Below are 22995 nucleotides of genomic sequence, written 5' to 3' on the forward strand. Positions count from 1 at the left end.
TCACGGCACGAACTCCACACTCGACATCAGCAGTCGCCCGTCCACCTCGTCCACACCGACCCGGAGTCGGTAGGTCCGTTGGGCGCCGTCGGGGCCCGCAGCATTGCTGACCCGGGCCGAGGCCGCGACCACCACCACCGCGGACGTCCCGGACTCCCCGGCCAGCGCGGCCGCGTCGATGCGACCGTCCGAGTTCACATCGGCGTCGCGAATCGAGCCGACGAACCCGGCGCCGCCGTCCCGAAGTTCGGCGGCGAAGGTGCCGGTACTGAGCGCCCGCAACCTGTCCAGGTCCGCGTCGGCGGTGTCGGCGCGGACACCGATCAGGGCCAGGACACCGGCGCCGGCCGCGTCGACCAGCGCCTGCCGGTGCGCCTCCCGCGCCCGATCCGCGTAAAGGGTAGACGCGGCCACCGCGACCGTGGCGACCAGCGCTGCCAGCACCACGCCCACCAGAACTCCCGACACGATGCGCCAGGCACGCGACCCCCGCCGGACCCGCGGAGTCTCTGTCTCGCGGTCCTGCGCCCCTACGGGTTCGGCACGGTCAGCAACTGTTGCCACTGCGGCTCCTTCGGGTCCGTCCCCACGGCCGGCGCGAGGTCGGTGTGCCGGTACCCGGCCCCGTCCGCACCGGCGTAGAGCTCGTCGGGTGCATTGGTGCCGGACGGCACGTAGCCCTCGGCACTGCGGCAGATCTGCGGGGTGGGGGCACGCCTGCCCGGCACCTCGAGGCACGGCATGTTCCGGGACCCGCGGACCGCGAACTTCGAGTCCTGGGGAACCTTGCAGAACAGGTCAGCGGGCGTCTCCGGGACACTCGTCTGGGTGGGGTCCCGGCGCTGATCCGCGGGCAGGTATCCGGTCGAGCAGGCCGCCGGGTCCTGCGCCTGCAGGTGGAAGTTGACGTTCGCCGCGCCGTCGGCCTGCCCGCGCTGCACCACGGTCTCCTGCGCGGCCACCAGCGGCGGCAAGATCACCAGCACCTGCTCGAGGGCCGCGTTGTAGGTGACCGCGACCTGGCCGGTGCCGGTCAGGTTGGCCAGCAGCAGCGGCAGGGTCGGCCGCAGCTCCTGGAACAGGGCGTCGGCCTCGGCGGCGAATCCCGGTCCCCGGTCGAGGATCTCGCGCACGGACCCGTCCGCGGTGGCGAGCTGGCCGCTCAGGTGCGCCACGTTCGAGGCCCACTGCCGGATCTGTTCGCCGGTCACCACCTGGGTGTCGAGCAGCGGCGCCAACTGCTGCACCAGGGTGGTCGCGGGGGTGCTCGCCCCCGACATCTGGTCGACGAACGAGGCGGTCGAGTCCAGCAACCGCGCAAGGTCCGGACCCCGGCCCGCGAACGCGGTCGCCGATTCGTCGATCACCGACCGCAGTTTGTCCTGCGGGACCGACGCGAGCATCGCCTTCGCCTGGTCCAGGACGGGGCCGATCTCCTGCGGGACGTCCACCCGGTCCCTGCCGATCACGTCGCCGTCGGCGAGGAACGGCCCCTCCCGGGTGGCCGGTTGCAGGTCGACGTACTGCTCGCCGATCGCGGACACGCTGCGCACCGAGACGGCAAGCCCGGCGGTCGGCACCGGAACCGCACTCCGCAGCGACAACTCGGCCCGGACGGCGTCCGGGTCCAGACGGACCTGCCGAACCTGGCCGATGGTGTCGCCGCGGTAGGTGACGTTCGCGTTGCGGTAGAGGCCACCGGCGTTGGGCAGTTCCAGCGTCACCGTGTAGCGCCCGATGCCCAGCATGGTCGGCACCCGCAGGTACGAAATCGCGGCGGCCGTCATGCCGAGCACCGCGAGGACAGCGAAGATCGCGAGCTGTCTGCGGACGAGCGGCGTGAGGATCATCGGCCACTCCCCTCCTTCTCGGGCTTGGCCTCGGGCGTGGTTTCGGGCGCGCTCTCGGGCGATGTTGCGGCCCTGCCCACCGCCCGGAGCGGCGCGGTCAACGGGTCGATCGGTGCGGCGCCCGCGGCGGTGGCCGGCGGCTCCCCGAGCGGGGTACCGAAGCCGAGGCCCGACCGCAGCCGGGGTGTCGTCAGGTCGATCAGCGCCCACAGGTTCGTGTAGTCGCCGCGCATGCCGTCGTCGATCGTGGTCTGCGGGAACGGAAAGGTGCTCAGGTTGCCCAGGTTGTCGATCAGGTCCGACCCCGCCGCGACGACCTGTTGCAGCGTCGGTTCGAGGGCCGTCAGGTTCGCTTTCAGGTCGTCCCGGGTCCGGTTCACCAGATCGGTCCCGACATCGCCGAACCTGCCGACCGAGTCGAGGGCGGCGGTCAGGTCGGTGCGCTGGGCGGCGAGTTCCGCCATCGCCGGGTCGAGCGTGTCGAGGGCCCTGCCGAGCACGTCCCGCTGGGCGTTGACCTCACCGGCGAACCCGTCCAGGTTCGTCATCGTCGTCACCATCGCCTCCCGCTGGCGGTCCAGGAGCTCGGTCAGGGAGTCCAACTGCGAGAGCAGGTCCCGCGCGGCGTCCGTGCGGCCGTCCATCGCCTCGTTCAGTTCGGTCGTGATGGACTGCACCTGCGCGAGCCCGCCGCCGTTGAGGACGACGGACAGTGCGGTCAGCGCCTCCTCCGTGGTCGGGTACACCCCTGCCGAGGCCAGCGGGATCACCGATCCCTCCGCCAACTGCCCGGCGGGCACGACGTCCGTCGGCGGCGCCAACGCGACGTGCTTGGAACCCAGCAGGCTGGTCTGGCCGATCTTCGCGGTCGCGTTCGCCGGCAGCCGGACCGACTCGTCCAGCGACACCGTCACCTTCGCGTGCCAGCCATCGGTCTCGATGGCGCTGATGCTGCCGACGGTGACGTCACCCACCAGCACCGGGGAGTTCGGGCTGATCGTGGTGACGTCGGGCATCTCGATCACCACCGAGAAGCTGCCCTCGCCGCGGCCGGCGGCCCCGGGCAGGGGCACCGAGTTCAGTCCGCTCCACTGGCACCCCGACAGCACCAGCGCCGCCACCGCGGCCGCCACACCGATCCCCCTCCTGCGCACCGTCATCGGGTCCCCCTCCCCGGTGTCATCAGCTGGGCCAGGTCCGGCGCCACCGGCACCGTCGGCAGGGTCAGCGCCGGGGGCGCGGCGGCGGCGGGCACCAACTGCGGTTCGCTGTACACCAGCTGGTCGGGGGTCGCACCGAGCGCACGGGTCGGGTTGATGCTCAGGTCCGGGTAGTTGGCCCGGACCGTGTTCAGCAGCGGGCCGAGGTACTGGGCGCACAGTTCGGCCCCCTTGTCCGAGGTCTCGTTTGCCAGTCCGGCGATGCCGCCGCAGATCAGGTCGATCGGGTTGCCCACGTTCTGGAAGGCGGGCACGCCGACCATCGCGCCCTGCGCCGGCCGGTAGACGTTGTAGTAGTTGGACAGCGCGGTCGGCGCCAGGTGCAGCACCTTCTCCAGGCCGTCACGCTTGTCCACCAGCACCTGCGCGACGTCGGCGAGCCTGCTCACCTGCTCGGTCAGCCCGGTCCGGTTCTGCGCGACGAAGCGCTGCACGTCGGTGATCGCGCCGTCGAGGTCCGCCAGCGCCGGCGCCAGTTGCGTTCGGCCGTCGGCCAGGACGCCCGTCACGGTCGCGAGCCGGCCCTGGAACTGGACGATCTGCTCGTTGCTGGCGGCCAGCGCGGTGGTGAACGTCTGCAACCCGCGGATGGTCCCGAACAGGTCCCCGCCGCCGCTGCTGAGCGTGCTCATCGCCTGCGACAGCTCGACGACGGATTCGCCCAGGGCCGCGCCGTTGCCCTGCAACGCGGTCCCCGCCCCGTCGAGCAGGTTCGCCACCGGACCGCGATCGGTCCCCTTGGGCCCCAACGCGTCCGCGGCGCGCCCCAGCTGCTCCTTGACCTGGTCCCACTCGACGGGGACGGCGGTGCGGTCCAGCCCGATCTCGGCGCCGTCGCCGAGCGCCTCACCGTCGTCGCCGGTGACGGCCGGGGTCAGCTGCACGAAGCGCGCCGACACGAGTGACTGCGCCACGATCACCGCCTTCGCGTCCGCGGCCACCGGGACCGATCGGGCGAGCTTCAGCTGCACCCGCATCCGGTCGCCGTCCGGGCTGATGCCGGTGACCCGGCCGACGTCGACCCCCACCACGCGGACATCGTCGCCGACGTACAGGCCGGTTGTGGAGGTGAAGTACGCCGTCACCCGGTAGTACCGGAAGTGCTCCGCCGCAAGGTATCCGACGACCGCGACGACCACCACCAGCGTCAGGGCGGCACCGACGGCGACCGCCCGGCGCCGGCCGAACCCACGCCACGCGGACATCAGCGGACCTCCGGGATGGGGAGCGGCGCGGGCGGCAGCCCGAACATCGAGTTGAGCAGCGGCTGGGTGTACTGCGCGGGCACCAGGTTCTGCACGTAGGCGTAGTAGAAGGGCCCGCTGGCCACGGTGTCGCCGAGCGTCCCGACGTAGGTGCCGAGCCCGTCGATGCCGCTGGCCAGGTTGTCCTTGTTCCTCTGCAGGATCCCGACCACGGTGTTGAGCTTGTCGAGGACCGGACTCAGTTGCGCCTCGTTGTCGTGCACCAGCCCGCTGAGCTGGGTGGACACCGCCGAGACGTTGGTGATCACCGCCGCCAGGGCGTCCTGCCTGCGGTCGAGTTCGCCGAGCAGCGCGTTGCCGTCCACCAGTAGCGAGTCGACCTGCGGGCCGCGCTCGGCCAGCACCCCCGCGACGTGGTTCGCATCGGCGAGCAAGGTCCGCAGCGTCTCGTCGCGGCGGGTGACGCTCTCGGAGATGCGGCTCACCCCGTCGAGGGCGGGCCGCAACGCCGGCGCGGCGTCCGCCATCACGTTCCCGACCTCGTCGAGGGAAGCGGACAGCCGGTCGAGGTCGATGTCCTCCACCGTGCCGGTCAGGTCTCCGAGCACATCCGGCAGGGAGTACGCCGACCGGGTGCGCTCGAGCGGGATCTGGCCGCCGACCGGGATCCGGCCGGCGCCGTCGAGGCCGAGGGTGACGGCCCGCTTCCCGAGCAGCGACATCGTGGTGACGGCCGCGGACGTGGTCCCTCCCATGCCCACCGAGCCGTCGAGGGTGAAGTCCACCCGGGCGCGGCCGTCCTCGACCCCGATCCGCTCGACCGTGCCGACCTTCACCCCGGCGGCGTTGACCTCGTCGCCTACGGCCAGGCCACCGGCGTCCTCGAACACCGCGCTGTAGCCCACTCCGCTCTTCAGGAACTGGAGGTTCTGGTACTGCAGCGCGGCCAGCACCACGGCGGCCGTGACCGCCAGGCCGACGACCCCCACCCGTACCGCCTGCTTCTCCGCCATCATCCTCATCGCGGCGCACACCTCCCGGTCTCCTGGTCCACGAGGTCGACGGTCAACGGTCTGCCGTCGGCACCGTCGACCTTCATCGCGATCCCGCACAGGTAGAAGTTGAAGAACGAGCCGTACGCGCCGACGCGGATCAGCTGCCGGTAGTTCGACGGCATCGACTCGACGATGCGATTGAGCTCGCCCTGCTGCTCGACCAACGGGTCCAGGCTGGTGTTCAGCTCGCGCAGTGTGCCGGCGATGTTCGGCCGGACGTCGGCGAGCAGGTCGGCGAAGGTGCCGGTCGCCGTGTTCACGCTCGTCACCGCGTGGCCGATCGTCTCGCGGTCCGCAGCGAGCCCGCTGAAGAGTTGCTGCAGGTGCTCGAGCGTGCCGCTGAACTGTCCACCGCGCCCACGCAGTTCGCTCAGCACGCCGTCGAGGTTGTCGATCACCTGGCCGATCAGCTGGTCCCGGTCCGCGAGCGTGTTGGTGATTGACCCGGTGTGCGCGAGCACCGACGCGACGGTCCCGGACTGACCCTGGAACACCTCGAGCAAGGACATGGACAGGGCGTTGACCTGCTCCGGGTCGAGGGCCCGGAACAGAGGCCGGAACCCGCCCAGCAGCGCGTCCAGGTCCAGCGCGGGGGCGGTTCGCTCGACCGGGATGGTGACGCCCGGGTCGAGCGGGGGCGCGCCGGTCGAAGCGTCCAGCAGCTCGAGGTACCGGTTCCCGACGAGGTCCTGGTAGCGGACCGCGGCCCGGGTCTCGGTCGTCGGCGTGTTCCCGGACGCGACGGTGAACTCCACCTGCGCGCGGTGGTTCCCGCCGAACTCGACCGAGCTGACCGCACCCACCGGAACTCCCGCGATGCGTACCTTGTCCCCGGACCTCAGTCCCGAGGCGTTGACGAACTCCGCCGAGTACGCCGTCGCCCCGCCGCTGCGCAACTGCCCGAACACGAGGACCAGGGCCGCGTTCACCAACACCATGACCAGGACGAAGATCCCGAACTTGACGGCATGACCCCGCACCTTCATCGCACCTCCGTCCCGAACAGGTAGCTGAGCAGGTTCGGCACCGTCGTCGCCGGTTGGCCACCGTTCGGCTGCCGCTGCGACGCAAACGGATTGACCCCGGTGTCGGTCACCAGGAACGGTGCGTTGACGTTCGGGTCCCGCAACGGCAGGCCCATGCAGTGCGGTCCGCCGGTGGCCGCGACCTTGGGCAGGTCGTCCGGGTACCGGTACGGCTCGGTGCCCGCGATCAGCCCGATCGACATCTTGATACCCGGCTGGCCGTTGTAGGCGCCGTCGCCGATCTTCTTGCTCTCCTGCAGGCCGTGGAACATGCACGGGATCACCGGCGAGTACTCCGCGACCAGTGCCGTCGTCGGACGCAGCAGCGAGAGCACGTCGGCCGCGGCGTCGGAGTTGGCGCCGAGCACCTCGGCGCCGGTGTTCGCCAGCCCGGTCACGTTCAGCAGCAGCAGGTCCAGGCTCTGCCGTCCGTCGAGGACGGTGGTCCCGGTGGTGGTGAGCGATCCGAGCGAGGCCATCAGGTCCGGGGCCGCCTCGGCGTAGGTGCCGGTCACCGGCGGCAGGGAGGTTAGCACCCGGTCGAGGGCGCCGCGGGCGGCGGCGAACTCGGCCAGCGAGCGGTCCGCCTTGTCCACGGTCTCGCCGAGGAGTTCGCCCCGGCCCTGCAGCGCCGTCGAGATCGCGCCCAGCGTCGCGTCGAGTTTGCCGGGTTCCACGGTGCGCAGCACCGAGGTCAGGTTCTCGAACACCGTGTTCATCTCGACCGTCACGTGCGAGGCATCGATCGTCGCGCCGGGGGTGAGCCGCGCGGGGCTGGGATCGGCGGGCGCGGACAGGCTGACGAACTTGGCGCCGAACGCGGTGTTGGAGGTGATCACCACCTCGACGTTCTCCGGAATCGCCTCGAGCGCACCGGGATCGACGAGCAGGGACAGTCGCGCGGTGAGCTCGTCCGTCGGCGTGATCGACTCGACCGTGCCGACCGTGACCCCCGCCATCTTCACCCGGGCACCCGGGTCCATCACCAGCCCGGCGCGTTCGGCGACGACGGTCACCGGGACCCGGTCGGTGAACGCCTGGTTGAACAGTGCGACCGCGAGGGCGACCACCCCGACGGCGGCGCCCACCAGCGCCAGGGCCGCGAGCTTGTAGCGGTGTCTGCGCATGGTCGCCTCCTACCCGGACAGGTTGAAGTTGTCGGAGCCGCCGTAGAGGGCGAGGGAGACCAGCAGCGTCACCGCGACCACGCAGATCAGCGACAACCGGACCGCACGGCCCACCGCCGTGCCCACACCGGACGGCCCGCCGGCCGCGTTGAAGCCGTAGAAGGTGTGGATGAGCATCACCAGGGCCGCCATCACCAGCACCTGCACGAACGACCACGCCACGTCGACCGGATCGAGAAACGTCGTGAAGTAGTGGTCGTAGAGGCCCGACGACTGGCCGAAGATCACCACGGTGGTGAACCGTCCCGCCAGGAACGACGCCACCAGAGCCAGCGAGTACAGCGGCAGGATCGACAGCATCCCGGCCAGCACCCGGGTGCTCACCACGTAGGGGACCGCACTGATGGCCATCGACTCGAGGGCGTCGATCTCCTCGCTGATCCGCATGGCGCCGATCTGGGCGGTGGAGCCTGCGCCGATGGTGGCCGAGAGCCCGATGCCGGCGATCACAGGGGCGGCGATCCGAACGTTGATGAAGGCGGAGAAGAACCCGGTCAGCGCCTCGACACCGATATTGCCAAGCGAGCTGAAGCCCTGGATCGCGATGGTGCCGCCGGAGGCGAGGGTGAGGAAGCCGACCACCGCGACGGTGCCGCCGATCAGGGCCAACGCGCCGGTGCCCATGGAGATCTCGGCGATCAGCCGGAGCACCTCCTTGGGGTGGTTGCGCAAGGCCAGCGGGATGTACGCGACGGCTCGGCCGAAGAACACCGCCTGGTAGCCGAGCTCCTCGGCCGCGTTCGAGAGGCGTCCGAGCCGCCGCCGGGTCCGGCCGAACTTGCCGGTCGCTGCCAGTGACATGCCGCTATCCCGCCGTCAGTCGGATACCCACCGCGGTGACGATGGTGTTGATCACGAACAGCGCCATGAACGAGTAGACGACGGTCTCGTTGACCGCCTCCCCCACCCCCTTTGGCCCGCCCCGCACCGTCAGGCCGCGGTAGCAGGCGACGAGTCCGGCGACCGCCCCGAACAGCGTGGCCTTGACCGCGGAGATCGCCACCTCCGGCAGCCCCGTCAGCAGCGTCACCCCGTCAGCGAACGCGCCGGGGTTCACCCCCTGCAGGAAGACGGAGAAGACGAAGCCGCCCGCGATGCCGATCATGCACACCAGGCCGTTGAGCAGCAGCGCCACCACCGTCGACGCGGCCACCCGGGGGATCACCAACCGCGTCACCGGGTCGATGCCGAGCACCTCCATGGCGTCGATCTCCTCCCGGATGGTCCGCGAGCCCAGGTCGGCGCAGATCGCGGTCGCGCCGGCGCCCGCCACGATCAGCACGGTCACCACCGGCCCCACCTGGGTCACCGCGCCCAGTGCGGCGCCGGCGCCGCTCAGGTCGGCGGCACCGATTTCGCGCAACAGGATGTTGAGGGTGAAGCTGACCAGCACCGTGAACGGCACCGCCACCAGCACCGTCGGCACGATCGAGACCCTCGCGATCATCCAGCTCTGTTCGAGGAACTCCTGGAGCTGAAAACGGGTGCGCACCACTCCGATCGCGACGTCCGCGCCCATCCGGTAGAACTGGCCGAGCTCCCGCATCGGTCCGGACAATCTGCTCTGTTGCACGAGCCCCTCCCCTGCGTCTCGGTGTGTGACTGAGTCTCGGTGTGACGGTGTCTGTGGGTACGCGACTGCTCGGCGCCCGGGGCGTCAGTGCGCGACGGGGCACTGACCTCCGTAGTCGACGTCGAATCGCTTGACCCCGTTGAGCCATCCGGACTGCAGGCGACGGGGATCGCCGAGCTTCGAGATGTCGGGCATGTGGTCGGCGATCTTGTCGAAGATCAGGTCGATCTCCATCCGCGCCAGGTTGGCGCCGATGCAGTAGTGCGGGCCGGTGCCGCCGAATGCCAGGTGCGGGTTCGGGTCCCGGGTGATGTCGAAGGTGTTCGGGTGCTCGAACACGTCCTCGTCGAAGTTCGCCGACCCGTACAGCAGCACCACCCGCTGGCCCGCCGTGATCGCGGTGCCCCCGATCTGCGTGTCCACCAGCGCCGTCCGCTGCATCGACGTCAGCGGGGACGCCCACCGGATGATCTCGTCTGCGGCCGTCTTCGGCCGTTCCCGCTTGTAGAGCTCCCACTGCTCGGGGTTCTCCATGAACGCGATCATCCCGAGTGTCGTGGCGTTGCGGGTGGTTTCGTTTCCGGCAACGGCGAGCATGATCACGAAGAACCCGAACTGCTCCGCGGTCAGCGCTTCGCCGTCCACGTCGGCGTGCACGAGCCGCGAGATGATGTCGTCCGCCGGGTCCGCTCGGCGCGTCTCCGCCAGCTGGTAGGCGTAGCCGAGGATCTGCACCGACGCCATCCGGGACGCACCGGCGAGTGTGTCGTCGTCGTACCCGGTCATCTGGTTGGACCAGTCGAACAACTGCTCCCGGGCGTCATCCGGCACCCCGAGCAGCTCCGAGATCGCCTGCATCGGGAGCTCGCTGGCCACCTCCCGGACGAAGTCGCCGCGTCCGTTCGCGGCGGCCGCGGCCGCGATCGTCTCGGCGCGCGCGGCGAGCTCCGCCCGCATCGACTCGACCGCCCGCGGGGTGAACAGCCGCGAGACCAGCTTGCGCAGCTGGGTGTGCTCGGGCGCGTCCTTGTTGATCAGGACGTGTTTGGTCGCCTCGAGTTCCTCCGCGGTGATGTTGTCCTCGTGCCGCGGAATGCACCCGTTCACGTTGCTGGAGAAGTCCTCCGGTCGCAACGAGACATCCCGTACGTCGGCGTGCCGGGACACCACCCAGAACCCACCGTCGTGGAATCCCCCCGTTCCCGACGCCTGCTCGTTCCACCACACCGGTGCACTGCGACGCAACTGCGCGAACTCCTCGAGCGGCACCCGGTCGCCGTACAGCTTCGGGTCGGTGACGTCGAAGCCTGGCGGCAGGTCGAGTTTCGGAACCTTCAACTCGCTCATGGCTGGGGCCTTTCGGTGGGATGTCAGTCGATCCGGTGATCGGGTGCGTGGGCGGTCGCGTGGCCGCGGGCCCACCGGTACTCCGGCTTGCCGCTGGATGTCCGCTCGACCTCGGGCACGATCCAGAAGGACCGCGGAATCTTGTATCCGGCCAGCTGGCTACGGGCGTGCTTCTCGATGCCCTCGAAGTCGGGCAGGCCGTCGCGGGCGCGCATCACGACGGCGACCCGGCTGCCCCAGCGCTCGTCGGGGACACCGACCACGATCGCGTCGTACACGTCGGGGTGGGCCTTGACCACCGCCTCGACCTCCTCGGCGAACACCTTCTCCCCGCCGGTGTTGATCACCATGTTGCCGCGACCGAGCAGGGTGACGGAGCCGTCGTCCTCGATCCGCGCGCGGTCGCCGGTGACCACCGCCCGCGCGGGTCCGCCGGCGGTGTGCACCTGACGGAAGATCTCGGCGGACTTGGCCGGGTCGTTGTAGTACCCCAGGGGCACCGGTCCGATCTTCGCCAGCCAGCCCTCGGCGCCGGACCCCGGTGCCTGCACCCGGTTCTCGTCGTCCACGACCACCGTGTGACGGTGCTTGCCCACCTTCGGACCACCCCGCTGGTCGAGGCCCTTGGTGGCGAAACCGATTCCCCCGAAACCGGTTTCGGAAGACCCGACCGAATCCGAGATGAGCAGGTCTGGGAGGACCTCGAAAAAGGCGTCCTTGACCGAACCTGAGAACAGGGCGGCACCCGAGGCCACCACGGACAGGCTGGACGTGTCCACCGCGCTGGCGCGCAGTGCCTCCACCAGTGGTCTGCCCATCGCGTCGCCGGTGATGACCATCGCCGTCGGCCGATGCCGGCCGACGAGTTGCCAGGTTCGGGCGGCGTCGAACTTCGGGTCGTAGATCACCGCGTTGCCTGCGAGCAGCGCGGTGAACGTCGGCATCAGCGCCGAGGTGTGGATCAGGGGCGGCAGGATCAGCATCCGCATCGGCTCGCCGGCCGCCCCGGTGCGGGACTGCTGGAACTCGTCGAGGATCGGTTCACCGGTGAAGAAGTCCAGGCCGCCGGCGAGCACCCGCCACATGTCCTCCTGACGCCACACCACGCCCTTGGGCCGGCCGGTGGTGCCGCCGGTGTAGAGGATGTAGACGTCGTCGCCACTGCGCCGGCCGAACCCACGCGCCGGGCTGGCCGCCGCGAGCACGTCCTCGTAGCGGACCGCACCGTGTCGGACGGGGCTCGGCTCCGTGGCGAGCACGTCCGGCACCTCGACCAGGTGCCGGATTCGTGGGGCCCCGGGCAGCGCCTCGGCCACCGGTCCGGCGAATCCCGCGTGGAACACCAGCGCATCGAGGTCGGCGTTGTCGTAGAGGTACACCAGCTCGTCGGTGGTGTACCGGTAGTTCACGGTGATGGGCACGGCCCGGACCTTGAAGGCCGCGAGCACGGCGACCATCGTCTCGATCGAGTTGTGCATGTGGATGCCGATGTGGCTGCCTGCGCCGAATCCGGCGGTCTCGAGATGGTGCCCCAGGCGGTTGGCACGCTCGTCGAGGTCCCGGAAGGTGACCTCCTCCCCCGAGGCGATGAGGGCGATGCGGTCCGGCATCGCGTCGACGGCGTGCTCAAACAGGTCTGCGAACGTGTAGGCCATGCAACGTCCTTCGGGGTCGGCCGCTCACACCACATAGAGCGGCAACGGAATTCCGCGGTCTTCGAAGACAAATCCCGCGCCGGTGCTGACCTTGGTGATCGCCACCTCAACGCATTCGGGTGCCGGCTCGACGTCGGTGTCGACAGCGACGAGCAGACCGGCCGGGCCCTCGCTCACGACCCGCGCCGTGAAGTGCGGGTTCACCCCGCGCACCAGCGCCTGCAACGGCTCCAGGTGGTCGCCGTCGACGAGCGTCGGCCACCCGCCGTCTGCGTCGACCGGGCCGCGGCGACCGATCCACAGCTCGAGGCGGTCGCCGCCGAACCGGATCCCGCTGTCCACGTACTGCCTCGGGTTGAGCAGCGGGTGCAGCGAGAGCACGGCCGCCAGCCCCTCGAGGTCGGACGGCAGGCCTAGCGCGTCGCGGATGCGCTGCGCGGCCACACCGGCGATGCCGGTCAGCTGTTTGCGGGTGATCTCCAGGACCTTGCCCTCGGGGGCCCGCTTGCGCACCGCGACGAGGAATCCGAGCGCGAGCAGGTGGTGCTGCAGGCACACCTCCTCGGCGATCCGCACCAGCGCCGAGGAGGAGAAGTCCGAGAACCGGACGTCGGCGAGCAAGGGTCCCGAGTAGTCGTGGGCGCCGTCCCCGTCGGCCTCGATCGGGCTCAGCTCCAACGCATTGGCCGCGGTGCGACCGATCTGCTCGGTGTGCGGCTCCATCACAGGCGGCACGTGGGCCGGGTCGATGACCACCGTCCACGCGCATTGGGGGTGCCGGTCGGCGGGCCGGCGCGGCGGCCGGTGGATCGGCCGAACCTGGGCGTGCGGGTTGGTGGCGAGCGCGGTCGCGTCGAAGGTCGGGTCCTCGATGTCGTGACACATCGCGGTGACGTACTCGTCCCCCAGCGGTTCGACGTCGATCAGTGCGCCGCAGTGGTCCAGCCAGAACTCGCCGTGCTGCGGGTCGTCCACCCGGTAACGGAAGTCCATGAACTGCGACGGCGCCCCGATGTCGAGCTGCAGGCCCTTGAAGATGGTCACCACCGTGTCGCCCTCGTAGCGCAGCGCCTTCTGCATGCGGCGGGTGTACCAGGGGCTCGACGCCTGCCACTCCTCGATGGCGACCTGCGCCATGCCCTCGCGACCGAACTCCACTATCAGATGGGCCATTCCGGAGCGGTCGATGAGCTGGCCGCAGAGCAGCAGTTCGGGGACCAGCGTGGCCAGGTCACGCCGGGACAGGTCGGCGAACGAGTGCTGGGGCCGCGTCACCGGGCTCACCACAGCGGAACCGGAGCCTTGCCGGCCGGGTACCAGCCGGGCAGTCGCTCGCCGGAGACGGACCGCTGGATCCGAGACTGCATGCCGGTCGAGAGTGCGTTGTCCTGGATCATCTCCATGAACAGCGCGGAGACGTTGCCGAAGTCGAAGAAGTCGCGCTGCCACGACCACTGGAAGTTGCCGCCGTACCGAAACCAGCTGCCGCCGATTCCGTGCACCGCATAGCTGCTGCCGTCGGCGCGGGTGGCGTCCGAGACCTGCTTCCACAGGCCGATCACGTTCCCGCTGTGCTCGTCGACGACGAAGTCCTGGTACGGGTACTGCCAGCCCTCGAGCCCGTTCATCTCCAGGCCGAGGGCCACCTCCCGGATCTCCTCGCGCCCGACGGCCATGAAGTCCTGCTTCGGCCCGTAGTTCCAGCCGTAGGTCGCATCCTCGGTGTACATGTCCGCCAACGGCTTCCAGTCGCCGGCGGCCTCGGCCCGCTTGTTCTCGTCAATCCAGCGCTGAACCATCTCGTCGAGCTCGGCGCGGTCGAATCCGGTCATCGTCAATCGTCTCCCTCGAGTGTGTGTGGATGGTGGCGTGGTGCTCGTCAGCTCTCCGCGATGCGCAGCGCCCGCGTCGGGCAGTACCGGACGGCGTTCTCCACGTCGGCGCGCAGCGATTCGGGGGGTGTGGCGTCGAGGATCGTGACCTGTTCCCGGTTCGGCACCGCGAACACGTCCGGGGCCTCCGTCTCGCAGGCCGCGTGCCCCTGGCACAGGTCCAGGTCCACTTCGACTCTCATCGCGACCTCCTGCGGTAGCGCACCCGGCACGGCTGTTGCAGTTGGACGACCATCTTGCTGTGGTCGTTGCGGTACGTCTCGGGAGGCTGCGCCATCTCGAACTCGTAGTCCCGCAGCAGAATCGAGAAGATCGCCTTGAGCTGCATCTGGGCGAACGCCGCCCCGACGCACCGGTGCCTGCCCGCGCCGAACGGGATCCAGGTCCACCGGTTGACGATGTCCTCCTGGTTCGGGTCGAGGTAGCGGCCCGGGTCGAAGTCGTCGGGTCGCGGGAAGTCCTCCGGGATCCGATTCGAGATCGCGGGCGTCGCCGCCACCAGATTGCCCTCGTGGATCTGGTACCCGCCGACCTCGAAGTCCCCGCGGGCCACCCGCAACAGGATGATCAGCGGTGGGTGCAGGCGGAGCGTCTCCTTCACCACCGACTCGAGTACCGGGATCTGGCGCAGCGCATGGAAGCTGATGTCCGCGCCGTCGGAGTAGAGCTCGTCGAGTTCGGTCACCACCCGCGTCATCACGTCGGGGTGGCGGAGCAGTTCGATCAGAGACCAGGCCGCGGTGCCGGAGGTGGTGTGGTGACCGGCGAACATCATCGAGATGAAGATGCCGGTGATCTCGTCGGCGCTGAACCGCAGCTCGCCGTTCTCGTCCTTGACGGACACGAGCACGTCGAGCATGTCGCGGTCGTCGCGGCCCTGCGGCGGGCTCGCGATCCGCCCGTTCATGATCTCCTGCACCAGCGCGACCAGCGCGACCCTTGCCTCGTCTCGGCGCCGGAAGCTGTCGATCGGCGCGTACGGGTCGACGAAGGCGATCGCGTCGGTGCCCTGTTCCAGCTCGTGGTACAGCTTGGCGAACCGGTCGTCGAGCTGGTCGCGGAACTTCTTGCCGATCAGGCAGGCCGACGAGGTGTAGATGGTCAGCTCGGCGAAGAAGTCGAGCAGGTCGATCTCGCCCTCGTCGTCCCAGCCCGCGACCATCGCCTCGACCTCGTTGCCGATGGTGGCGGCGTGGCCCTTCATCTGCTCGCCCCGCAACGCCGAGTTGTGCAGCATCTCCTTGCGCCGCTCGGGGCTGGCGTCGAAGACCACGCCCTCGCCGAAGATCGGCTTCATGAACGGGTAGGCGGCCTGCTGGTCGAGGTCCTCGTCGGCGGAGCGGAAGAAGAACTCGTTGGCCTCGGCGCCGGCGAGCAGCACCACCTCACGGTCGGCAAGCTGGAAGATCCCCACGTCGCCGCACTCCTCGCGCACCCGGCGCATCAGCGCGATCGGATCCGTGCGCAGCTCCTCGAGGTGCCCGTGCTCGTGCTCGCCACCGGACACCCGGGGCGGATCCGGCAGTGTCGTCGGCTTCTCCTGCACTCCGTGTGTCATGTCGTCTCCTAGGAGGTGGTGGTGGGGAGCGGGTTGAGGGGCGCCTCGGGCTGCACCTCGACGAGGACCAGATGCGCGCCACGCGGTGCGGTCACCACCGCGACGACGGCGCTGGCCATGTCGGAGGCGCGCAGGAAGTAGCCGTGCCGCGCAAAGCCCCACTTGGTCCAGAGCTCGGCGACCGGGGCGAGGATCTCGGGAGTGGAATCCATCCCCATCCCGGTGAAGGTGGGTCCGGGACGGACGACGGACGCGCGAATCCCGGTGCCCTCGAGCTCCATTCGCATCTGCCGCCCCATCGCCTCGAGACCGGCCTTGGCTGCGTCGTAGGCGCCCATGCCGGGCCGCGGCCGGTCGGCGCAGTCGGAGCCGATCAGCACGAAGTCACCGCGCCGGCGCTCCCGCATTCCGGGCAGGACCCGGTGGGCCAGACGCTGCGCCCCCACCAGGTGCACGTCGATCTGCCTGGCGAAACTGACCGGGTCCATCTGGTCCGCGGTACCGAACTCGAGGTCGCCGGCCCCCGAGACCACGATCTCGCCGGGACCGAGCGCCTGCTCCGCGGCCGTGACGAACGCGTCCACCGAGTCGTTGTCGGTGACGTCGAGGAAGTGCGCGAACGCCTCTCCCCCGCCGCCGCGAATCTTCTCGGCAATCGCCTCGCTCTGCTCGACCCGCCGGGCGCCGAGAGCGACGGGATGACCGAGCTCGGCCAGCGCATAGGCGGTGGCCGCGCCGATCCCCGAGGACGCGCCGCTGATCAGCGCGGGCCGCCTGGCGGGATGGGGTGCGAATCTGGGCATCAGCGCACCTGCACCTTCACCGGCAGGGTGGCGAAGCCCCGTACGTTGGTCGAGTGGACGCGCTCGATCCCGGACTCGTCGACCTCGAATCCCGACACCTGTCGGGCGAACTCGGCGAGCGCGATGTTCGTCTCCAGCCGGGCCAGGTGGGCACCGAGACAGAAGTGCACGCCGCCCCCGAAGCTGGCCAGCTTGGTGGTCGAACTCCGGCCGATCTGGTACTCGTCGGCGTCCTCGAAGACGTCGGAGTCACGGTTGGCCGAGCCGACCAGGAGCAGCATCTTCTCCCCGGCGGGCACCGCCTCGCCGTAGAACTCGAGATCCTCCGTGGTGGTCCGCGCGATGATCTGGCTCGACGTGTCGTAGCGCAGGGTCTCCTCGGTCCACTGCGACACGTCGACAGACCCCCGGCCGGCGTCGTCCAGGAGCGGAGCGACCTGGTCGGGATTGCGGGCGCCCCAGTAGAGCGCGTTGCCGAGCAGCTTGGTGGTGGTCTCGTTGCCCGCCACCACCATCAGGAACATGAACCCGAGGATCTCCGCGTCGGACAGCTTGTCCCCGTCGATCTCCGCGTCCAGCAGCGCCGACGTGAGGTCCTCGGTGCGCGAGCGTCGACGCTGCGCAATCATGTCCTTGTAGTAGGTCATCAGTGTCATCGAGGACTCGACCGCGGCCGGCGGGACGTCCTGGACGCCGTCCTCCCGGTGCACCACCAGGTCCGCCATCCTGCGCAGCTCGGCGCGGTCGGGTTCCGGCACGCCCATCAGCTCGGAGATGACGTCCATCGGCAGCTTGCCCGCGAAGTCCGAGATCGCGTCGAACTCCCCCGCCGCGAGCGCCGGAGCCAGGTGCAGCCTCGACAGTTGCTGGATGCGACCGTCCAGTTCCGCCACCCGGCGGGGGGTGAATCCGCGAGAGACCAACTGCCGCAACCGCATGTGCCTCGGATCGTCCATCGCGAGGAACGACATCACGTAGTGCGCGTGGGGACCGTAGGCCGCCGGGTCGAGCGAGACGCCGTTGGCACTCGACAGGCGTCGACCGTCCTTGAACGCCTCCACGACATCGCGGTGCCGCGACAGCGCCCAGAACCCGAGGTCCGGGTTGTGGTAGATCGGCGACTGCTCGCGAAGCCGTTTGTAGACGGGGTAGGGATCGTCGTGGAAGTGGTAGTCGTACGGGTTGAAGACCACCGGGTCGACCAGGGCTTCGGTCATGGAATCACTCCAGAATCATTGTGGCGGAACGCTCGAGCCGATCGGCGAGCTGCTCGTAGGAGCCGTATCCCATGCCGGCGCGCAGCAGTGCGCCGGCATAGAGGAGTTCGAGTGTCTCCAGCACGTCGGGGTCGTGTCCGGCACCCAGTGCGCCCTCCAGGCGCCCCCGGATCTCGAGGCCGATCCGGCCGCGCAGGTGCTCGACGTCGGGATCGCCGCCGAGCAGGGCGTTGGTGACGGCGGCGGACAGGCCGGGCTCGTCCGCCAGCAGGAGCGCGATGTCGCGAAGCACCGCGACCACCCGACCGGTGCGGCCGGAGTCCGAGGGCTCGGGCCGGGGCGAGCGCGAGAGCCGGCGCCAGAACACCTCGGCCACCAGGTGTTCCTTGGAGGAGAAGTAGGTGTAGGCGGTGGCGGGACCGACACCGGCACGTGAGGCGACGGTGCGTACCGTCAGGCCCGCGAAGTCCTCCTCGCGGAGCACCTCCACCGCGGCCGCGCACAGCCTGTCGACGGTGTCGGCCTGCTTGGGGGTCAGGCGCCGGCGGGTGGACTCGAAACTTTGACTAGACACATGTCCAGACACTACTACAGTTCGAGGCCCGGAACGATCCCGCCGGGCGCCGCCCCGGCCCGTCTCGATCGTCATCACGGCTGGTCAGCAGGGCGACGTGCCCTACAGTCCGATCTTCATGCCGGCGCCGCCGTCGACGCGCAACTGCTGGCCGGTCACGTACCGGGACTCGTCCGAGGCGAAGTACAGCACCGCGTGCGAGATGTCCTCCGGCTCGACCCACGGAATCGGCATGGCCTGCATGAACGGGAAGGTCACCGCCGCGTCCTCACCGGTGGGGTTCTCGAGGTCCGGACGGAACGTCTTGTACATCGGCGGACTCTGCAGCATGTCGGTGTTGCAGTTGGTCGGATGGATCGCGTTGACCCGGATCGAACTGGGGCCGAGGGTCAGCGCGAGCGAACTCGTGTACGTCGCGATCATCTTCTTGGCCAGCCCGTACCCGTCCCCGCCCGGCCCCTGCAGCGCCTGCTGGCCGTTGAATCCGGTCTGCGGCACCAGGCCGGCGACGGACCCGATCGCGATGATCGACGCCCCCGCACTCAGGTGCGGCATCGCCGCGTGCACGGTGTTGACGACGCCGACGAAGTCCACGTCGAACGCATCGACGAAGCCCATGACCGGAATGTGGTTGCCCAGCGGGCAGATCCCGGCATTGGCGACGACGATGTCGAGCCCGCCGAGTTCGGCCACCGCCTCCGCCAACCGGGCCTCCATCGCCACCCTGTCACGGACGTCGACCTTGGCGGCGACCACCCGGCGGCCGGTCTTCTCGACCAGCTTCGCGGTGTCGGCGAGGTCCCCCGCACCGGCGAGCGGGTACTCGTTGGTGCCGATGTCCTCGCAGATGTCGAACGCGATGACGTCGGCCCCCTCCTCGGCCAGCCGGACCGCGTGACTGCGGCCCTGACCCCTGGCCGCGCCGGTGACGAACGCTACCTTGCCTGCAACTCGGCTCATTGCATCTCCCTCCGAACGAACGAACAGGGAACGGTGATCGGGCACACGCTGCACCCACCCGCGGACGCACCGGACCGCGAGTCCGGTGCGCGATGGCGACCGTCCCGGCACTATGCCTTCCGGGCGCCGCGGTGGTGTGACGAAGAGTAGACACGAAGTCCCTCACTTGTCGATACCGATTTCGAAATCTCTTCTGCCCGATACTCATTGCGCGTGACAACTGTGCGAACTATAGTCCAGACACCTGTCCAGAAAGGAAGGGTTTGCGCATGACGCTCCGACCAACCGACAGCTCGGCACTGCTCGTCGACGGAAAGCTGATTCCGGGGTCCGGGGGCACCTTCGAGGTCCTCAACCCCGCCACCGAAGAGATCGTCGGCCTCGCCGCCGAGGGCACCGCCGCGGACATGGACGCCGCAATCGGGGCCGCGCGACGCGCCTTCGACACCACCGACTGGAGCCGCGACCACGCCTTCCGCGCACGGTGCCTTCGGCAGCTCTGCGACGCGCTGCAGTCCCACCTCGAGGAGCTGCGCGAGATCACCATCGCGGAAGTCGGCGCCCCCGCCCTACTCACCAGCGGACCCCAGCTCGAGGGACCGATCGCCGACCTGCGGTACTGGGCCGATCTGGCCGAAAGCTACTCCTGGGAAACCGATCTCGGCACCGCCACACCGATGGGCGTCGCCACGCGGCGACGGGTGTTCAAGGAGGCGGTCGGCGTGGTCGGCGCGATCACCCCCTGGAACTTCCCGCACCAGATCAACTTCGCCAAGCTCGGCCCGGCCCTGGCCGCCGGCAACACCGTCGTGCTCAAGCCCGCCCCCGACACTCCGTGGTGCGCCGCGCTGGTCGGGAAGGTGATCGCCGAGGAGACCGACATCCCGCCCGGCGTGGTCAACGTCGTCACCTCCACCGACCACCGGATCGGCGCCCAACTCGCCGAGGACCCGCGCGTCGACCTGGTCTCGTTCACCGGATCCACCGCGACGGGAAAGGCGGTGATGCGGGCGGCGGCGGACTCGATGAAGAAGGTGTTCCTCGAACTCGGCGGCAAGTCCGCCTTCATCGTCCTCGACGACGCCGACGTCCAGGCCGCCAGTTCATACGCGGCGTTCTCCGTGTGCATGCACGCCGGTCAGGGGTGCGCGCTGACCACCCGATTGCTGGTACCCCGGGCGCGCTACGACGAGGCCGTGGCGGCGACCGCCAAGACCATGTCCGGCATCCGGCCCGCTGATCCCACGAACCCCGGAACCGTGTGCGGCCCACTCATTTCCGCCAGCCAGCGCGACCGCGTGGAGGGCTACCTGCGGCTCGCGGTCGAGGAGGGCGGCACCCTCGTCACCGGCGGCGGGCGCCCCGCCGACTTCGGCCGCGGATTCTTCGTCGAGCCGACGCTGATCACCGGACTGGACAACTCCGCCCGCGTCGCGCAGGAGGAGATCTTCGGTCCCGTGCTCGTCGTCCTGCCGCACGACGGCGACGACGACGCCGTGCGGATCGCCAACGAGTCCCCGTACGGACTCTCGGGCGCTGTCTGGGGCACGGACCCCGAACGGGTCGGCCGGGTGGTTGCCGGCGTCCGCACCGGAACCCTGAGCGTCAACGGTGGCGTCTGGTACAGCGCCGACGCACCCTTCGGCGGCTACAAGCAGTCCGGAATCGGACGCGAGATGGGCGTCGCCGGCTTCGAGGAGTACCTGGAGACCAAGCTCGTCGCCTCCCCCGCATCCGCGTAGTTCATTCCACGACAGCAGAAGGCAGGACTTCCCATGGGACGTTTCGACGGACGCACCGCCATCGTCACCGGCGCGGCGCAGGGCATCGGCGAGGGGTATGCGAAGGCGCTGGCCGCCGAGGGCGCCAACGTGGTGGTCGCGGACCTGAACCGCGAGCTCGGCGAGACCGTGGCCAAGCAGATCGCCGCGGACGGCGGCAGCGCGGTGTTCAAGGAGGTCGACGTCGCGGACGGCGCGTCGACCCAGGCGCTGGCCGACTTCACCGTCGAGAAGTTCGGCGGCATCGAGCACCTGGTCAACAACGCCGCGATCTACGGCGACATGAAGATCGACTCGCTGCTGACCGTCGACTGGGACTACTACCGCAAGTTCATGTCCGTGAACATGGACGGCGCACTGCAGGTCTGCCGGGCCGTGGTCCCGCACATGCGCGCGAACGGCGGTTCGATCGTGAACCAGTCCTCCACCGCCGCCTGGCTGTACTCGAACTACTACGGCCTGGCGAAGGCCGGGGTCAACAGCCTCACCCAGCAGCTCGCCACCGAACTCGGCTGGTCGAACATCCGCATCAACGCGATCGCGCCCGGCCCGATCGACACCGAGGCCACCCGCACCGTCACCCCCGGCAACATCGTCAAGGACATGGTCAAGCGAATTCCGCTGCAGCGCATGGGAACCACCGACGACCTGGTGGGCATGTGCCTGTTCCTGCTCTCCGACGAGGCGGGCTGGGTCACCGGCCAGATCTTCAACGTCGACGGCGGACAGGTCTACCGGTCATGACCGCGGCAGCCACCGACACCACGCTCGGCTACATCGGACTCGGCAACATGGGCGCGCCGATGGCCAAACGGCTGCTCGACTGGCCCGGCGGCCTGGTGGTCTGCGACGCCCGTCCCGAGGCCACCGAGCCGTTCGCGGCGGCCGGCGCACGTGTCGCGGCGAATTCGGCCGCCGTCGCCGCCGAGGCCACGGTGATCTCGGTGACCGTGCTCGACGACGCCCAGGTCCGTGACGTGGTGACCGGGCCGGACGGCATCCTGTCCACCGCGCGGGCGGGGACGGTGATCGCGGTGCACTCCACGATCTCGGACGTCACCGCGGTCGAACTCGCCCGGACCTGCGCCGAGGCCGGCGTCCACCTGATCGACGCACCGGTCAGCGGCGGTGCGCCGGGCGCCCAGCAGGGCCGCCTCGCGGTGATGGTCGGCGGCCCGGAGGAGGCGTTCGCCGCGGTCCGTGAGCCGTTTGGCGCCTTCGCCGAACTGGTGGTCCACGCCGGCGACGTCGGCGCGGGAACGCGGATGAAGCTGGCCCGCAACCTGCTCCACTTCATCTCGTTCACCGCCGCCACCGAGGCCCAGCGTCTCGCCGAAGCCGCCGGTCTCGACATCCGCGAACTCGGCAAGGTGGTCCGGCACACCGACGCGATCACCGGCGGCGCCGGGGCAATCATGCTGCGCGAGACCACCGCCCCGGTCGCCGAGTCCGCCGGCTGGTTCTCGATCCTGAGCCACGTCCGCAACCTCGGCGAGAAGGACCTTGCCCTCGCACTCGACCTGGGCGAACGCCTCGGCGTCGACCTTCCGCTGACGCTGCGCGCCCTGGCCGGACTGGGTCCGGGGCTGGGCGTCGGCACCGGAACCATCGCAGAATCCACCGTGAAGGAGAACGCATGACCGACCAGAACGGCTCGGACCCCACGGAGGCCCGCAAGCGCGGCGTCGCCATGATGAATCAGGTGTACGGCTGGGAGATGCCGACGGACGTGCCGGGCGACTTCTTCGCCGTGACCGCGGACCACCTGTTCGCCGACATCTGGACCCGGCCGGGCCTGAGCCTGCGCGACCGGCGGCTGCTGCTGCTCGGCGCGATCACCGCGCAGGGGCAGGGCGACGTCGCGAAGATCCAGCTCAATGCGGCGTTGCACAACGAGGAGCTCACCGAGCAGCAGTGCGAGGAGGCCGCGATCTTCCTGTGCCACTACGTCGGCTGGCCGCTGGGCACCGGGCTGAACAACGCGCTGATCGCCGTGAAGGCCGACCGGCGCAGGGCCGCCCGGGAGGCGGAGCAGGCGGCGGCCGCGGAGTCCGCCGATTCGACCACGGGCTGAGGCCGCAGCGGAAATACTT

Annotated in this window: 23 protein-coding genes; 4 read left to right on the forward strand and 19 right to left on the reverse strand. The window is 69.8% G+C overall.

Annotation, left to right across the window (positions count from 1 at the left end):
- The 19 genes from RT2_RS22200 to RT2_RS22290 all read right to left on the reverse strand — a co-directional run bounded on the left by RT2_RS22200 (position 1) and on the right by RT2_RS22290 (position 19121).
- Positions 1-564 carry an Rv1363c family protein gene (locus RT2_RS22200; protein ID WP_139191138.1) on the reverse strand — a complete coding sequence of 188 codons (564 nt, stop codon included), beginning with the start codon at positions 562-564 and terminating at the stop codon, positions 1-3.
- The gene (locus tag RT2_RS22205; protein ID WP_072846982.1) at positions 531-1850 is read right to left on the reverse strand and encodes an MCE family protein; all 1320 of its coding nucleotides are present in this window, start codon (positions 1848-1850) and stop codon (positions 531-533) included. The genes RT2_RS22200 and RT2_RS22205 overlap by 34 nt, the downstream gene beginning before the upstream one ends.
- Entirely contained in the window at positions 1847-3010 is a 1164-nt protein-coding gene (locus RT2_RS22210) for an MCE family protein (protein WP_072846983.1), read from the reverse strand. The genes RT2_RS22205 and RT2_RS22210 overlap by 4 nt, the downstream gene beginning before the upstream one ends.
- Complete coding sequence (locus RT2_RS22215) at positions 3007-4275, reverse strand: MCE family protein (protein WP_072846984.1); 1269 nt, start codon at positions 4273-4275, stop codon at positions 3007-3009. Before RT2_RS22215 ends, RT2_RS22210 begins: the two co-directional genes overlap by 4 nt.
- Positions 4275-5297 carry an MCE family protein gene (locus tag RT2_RS22220; RefSeq protein ID WP_072847020.1) on the reverse strand — a complete coding sequence of 341 codons (1023 nt, stop codon included), beginning with the start codon at positions 5295-5297 and terminating at the stop codon, positions 4275-4277. The genes RT2_RS22215 and RT2_RS22220 overlap by 1 nt, the downstream gene beginning before the upstream one ends.
- Positions 5294-6316, reverse strand: a complete 1023-nt coding sequence (locus tag RT2_RS22225; RefSeq protein ID WP_072846985.1) for an MCE family protein — start codon at positions 6314-6316, stop codon at positions 5294-5296. Before RT2_RS22225 ends, RT2_RS22220 begins: the two co-directional genes overlap by 4 nt.
- A complete protein-coding gene (locus tag RT2_RS22230) occupies positions 6313-7482 on the reverse strand; it encodes an MCE family protein (protein WP_072846986.1) in 1170 nt (389 codons plus the stop codon). The genes RT2_RS22225 and RT2_RS22230 overlap by 4 nt, the downstream gene beginning before the upstream one ends.
- Before the next feature lie 9 nt (positions 7483-7491).
- Complete coding sequence (locus RT2_RS22235) at positions 7492-8343, reverse strand: MlaE family ABC transporter permease (RefSeq protein WP_072846987.1); 852 nt, start codon at positions 8341-8343, stop codon at positions 7492-7494.
- A 4-nt stretch (positions 8344-8347) separates the two neighbouring features.
- Positions 8348-9088, reverse strand: coding sequence for an MlaE family ABC transporter permease (locus RT2_RS22240; RefSeq protein WP_072846988.1), 741 nt, complete (start codon positions 9086-9088; stop codon positions 8348-8350).
- A 111-nt stretch (positions 9089-9199) separates the two neighbouring features.
- Entirely contained in the window at positions 9200-10462 is a 1263-nt protein-coding gene (locus RT2_RS22245) for a cytochrome P450 (protein WP_072846989.1), read from the reverse strand.
- A gap of 23 nt (positions 10463-10485) precedes the next feature.
- On the reverse strand, positions 10486-12117 hold the full coding sequence (locus RT2_RS22250; protein ID WP_072846990.1) for an acyl-CoA synthetase: 1632 nt from the start codon (positions 12115-12117) through the stop codon (positions 10486-10488).
- Positions 12118-12141: 24 nt separating this feature from the next.
- Complete coding sequence (locus RT2_RS22255) at positions 12142-13404, reverse strand: hypothetical protein (protein ID WP_072846991.1); 1263 nt, start codon at positions 13402-13404, stop codon at positions 12142-12144.
- Positions 13398-13949, reverse strand: a complete 552-nt coding sequence (locus tag RT2_RS22260) for a Cif family virulence factor (protein ID WP_072846992.1) — start codon at positions 13947-13949, stop codon at positions 13398-13400. The genes RT2_RS22255 and RT2_RS22260 overlap by 7 nt, the downstream gene beginning before the upstream one ends.
- Positions 13950-13996: 47 nt before the next feature.
- A complete protein-coding gene (locus RT2_RS22265) occupies positions 13997-14191 on the reverse strand; it encodes a ferredoxin (protein ID WP_072847021.1) in 195 nt (64 codons plus the stop codon).
- Complete coding sequence (gene cyp51, locus RT2_RS22270) at positions 14188-15567, reverse strand: lanosterol 14-alpha demethylase (protein ID WP_072846993.1); 1380 nt, start codon at positions 15565-15567, stop codon at positions 14188-14190. Before cyp51 ends, RT2_RS22265 begins: the two co-directional genes overlap by 4 nt.
- 8 nt (positions 15568-15575) lie before the next feature.
- Positions 15576-16370, reverse strand: coding sequence for an SDR family oxidoreductase (locus tag RT2_RS22275; protein WP_072846994.1), 795 nt, complete (start codon positions 16368-16370; stop codon positions 15576-15578).
- On the reverse strand, positions 16370-17587 hold the full coding sequence (locus tag RT2_RS22280; protein WP_072846995.1) for a cytochrome P450: 1218 nt from the start codon (positions 17585-17587) through the stop codon (positions 16370-16372). The genes RT2_RS22275 and RT2_RS22280 overlap by 1 nt, the downstream gene beginning before the upstream one ends.
- Before the next feature lie 4 nt (positions 17588-17591).
- Positions 17592-18161 carry a TetR/AcrR family transcriptional regulator gene (locus RT2_RS22285; RefSeq protein ID WP_072846996.1) on the reverse strand — a complete coding sequence of 190 codons (570 nt, stop codon included), beginning with the start codon at positions 18159-18161 and terminating at the stop codon, positions 17592-17594.
- Positions 18162-18263: 102 nt separating this feature from the next.
- Positions 18264-19121, reverse strand: a complete 858-nt coding sequence (locus tag RT2_RS22290; protein ID WP_072846997.1) for a mycofactocin-coupled SDR family oxidoreductase — start codon at positions 19119-19121, stop codon at positions 18264-18266.
- Between the two features lie 269 nt (positions 19122-19390).
- On the opposite strand from RT2_RS22290, the gene RT2_RS22295 reads away from it, so the two are divergent.
- Genes RT2_RS22295 through RT2_RS22310 form a run of 4 tightly spaced genes read left to right on the forward strand, consistent with a single transcriptional unit; the run spans position 19391 to position 22976 of the window.
- On the forward strand, positions 19391-20863 hold the full coding sequence (locus RT2_RS22295) for an aldehyde dehydrogenase (protein WP_072846998.1): 1473 nt from the start codon (positions 19391-19393) through the stop codon (positions 20861-20863).
- 33 nt (positions 20864-20896) lie between these two features.
- Complete coding sequence (locus tag RT2_RS22300; RefSeq protein ID WP_072846999.1) at positions 20897-21646, forward strand: SDR family oxidoreductase; 750 nt, start codon at positions 20897-20899, stop codon at positions 21644-21646.
- Positions 21643-22542 (forward strand): NAD(P)-dependent oxidoreductase, encoded by a 900-nt coding sequence (locus RT2_RS22305; protein ID WP_072847000.1) that lies wholly within the window; start codon positions 21643-21645, stop codon positions 22540-22542. Before RT2_RS22300 ends, RT2_RS22305 begins: the two co-directional genes overlap by 4 nt.
- On the forward strand, positions 22539-22976 hold the full coding sequence (locus RT2_RS22310; RefSeq protein WP_072847001.1) for a carboxymuconolactone decarboxylase family protein: 438 nt from the start codon (positions 22539-22541) through the stop codon (positions 22974-22976). Before RT2_RS22305 ends, RT2_RS22310 begins: the two co-directional genes overlap by 4 nt.
- Positions 22977-22995 lie beyond the last annotated feature (19 nt).

Source organism: Rhodococcus tukisamuensis NBRC 100609, assembly GCF_001894985.1.
In the GTDB taxonomy this organism is placed as follows: Bacteria; Actinomycetota; Actinomycetes; order Mycobacteriales; family Mycobacteriaceae; genus Rhodococcus_G; species Rhodococcus_G tukisamuensis.

Coding starts and splice junctions, on each gene's coding strand:
- RT2_RS22310 (WP_072847001.1), top strand. CDS start 22,539: ATGACCGACCAGAACGGCTCGGACCCCACGGAGGCCCGCAAGCGCGGC.
- RT2_RS22290 (WP_072846997.1), bottom strand. CDS start 19,121: ATGAGCCGAGTTGCAGGCAAGGTAGCGTTCGTCACCGGCGCGGCCAGG.
- RT2_RS22265 (WP_072847021.1), bottom strand. CDS start 14,191: ATGAGAGTCGAAGTGGACCTGGACCTGTGCCAGGGGCACGCGGCCTGC.
- RT2_RS22210 (WP_072846983.1), bottom strand. CDS start 3,010: ATGACGGTGCGCAGGAGGGGGATCGGTGTGGCGGCCGCGGTGGCGGCG.
- RT2_RS22300 (WP_072846999.1), top strand. CDS start 20,897: ATGGGACGTTTCGACGGACGCACCGCCATCGTCACCGGCGCGGCGCAG.
- RT2_RS22275 (WP_072846994.1), bottom strand. CDS start 16,370: ATGCCCAGATTCGCACCCCATCCCGCCAGGCGGCCCGCGCTGATCAGC.
- RT2_RS22230 (WP_072846986.1), bottom strand. CDS start 7,482: ATGCGCAGACACCGCTACAAGCTCGCGGCCCTGGCGCTGGTGGGCGCC.
- RT2_RS22295 (WP_072846998.1), top strand. CDS start 19,391: ATGACGCTCCGACCAACCGACAGCTCGGCACTGCTCGTCGACGGAAAG.
- RT2_RS22245 (WP_072846989.1), bottom strand. CDS start 10,462: ATGAGCGAGTTGAAGGTTCCGAAACTCGACCTGCCGCCAGGCTTCGAC.
- RT2_RS22240 (WP_072846988.1), bottom strand. CDS start 9,088: ATGCGGGAGCTCGGCCAGTTCTACCGGATGGGCGCGGACGTCGCGATC.
- RT2_RS22280 (WP_072846995.1), bottom strand. CDS start 17,587: ATGACCGAAGCCCTGGTCGACCCGGTGGTCTTCAACCCGTACGACTAC.
- RT2_RS22220 (WP_072847020.1), bottom strand. CDS start 5,297: ATGAGGATGATGGCGGAGAAGCAGGCGGTACGGGTGGGGGTCGTCGGC.
- RT2_RS22225 (WP_072846985.1), bottom strand. CDS start 6,316: ATGAAGGTGCGGGGTCATGCCGTCAAGTTCGGGATCTTCGTCCTGGTC.
- cyp51 (WP_072846993.1), bottom strand. CDS start 15,567: ATGACACACGGAGTGCAGGAGAAGCCGACGACACTGCCGGATCCGCCC.
- RT2_RS22260 (WP_072846992.1), bottom strand. CDS start 13,949: ATGACCGGATTCGACCGCGCCGAGCTCGACGAGATGGTTCAGCGCTGG.
- RT2_RS22205 (WP_072846982.1), bottom strand. CDS start 1,850: ATGATCCTCACGCCGCTCGTCCGCAGACAGCTCGCGATCTTCGCTGTC.
- RT2_RS22235 (WP_072846987.1), bottom strand. CDS start 8,343: ATGTCACTGGCAGCGACCGGCAAGTTCGGCCGGACCCGGCGGCGGCTC.
- RT2_RS22250 (WP_072846990.1), bottom strand. CDS start 12,117: ATGGCCTACACGTTCGCAGACCTGTTTGAGCACGCCGTCGACGCGATG.
- RT2_RS22215 (WP_072846984.1), bottom strand. CDS start 4,275: ATGTCCGCGTGGCGTGGGTTCGGCCGGCGCCGGGCGGTCGCCGTCGGT.
- RT2_RS22305 (WP_072847000.1), top strand. CDS start 21,643: ATGACCGCGGCAGCCACCGACACCACGCTCGGCTACATCGGACTCGGC.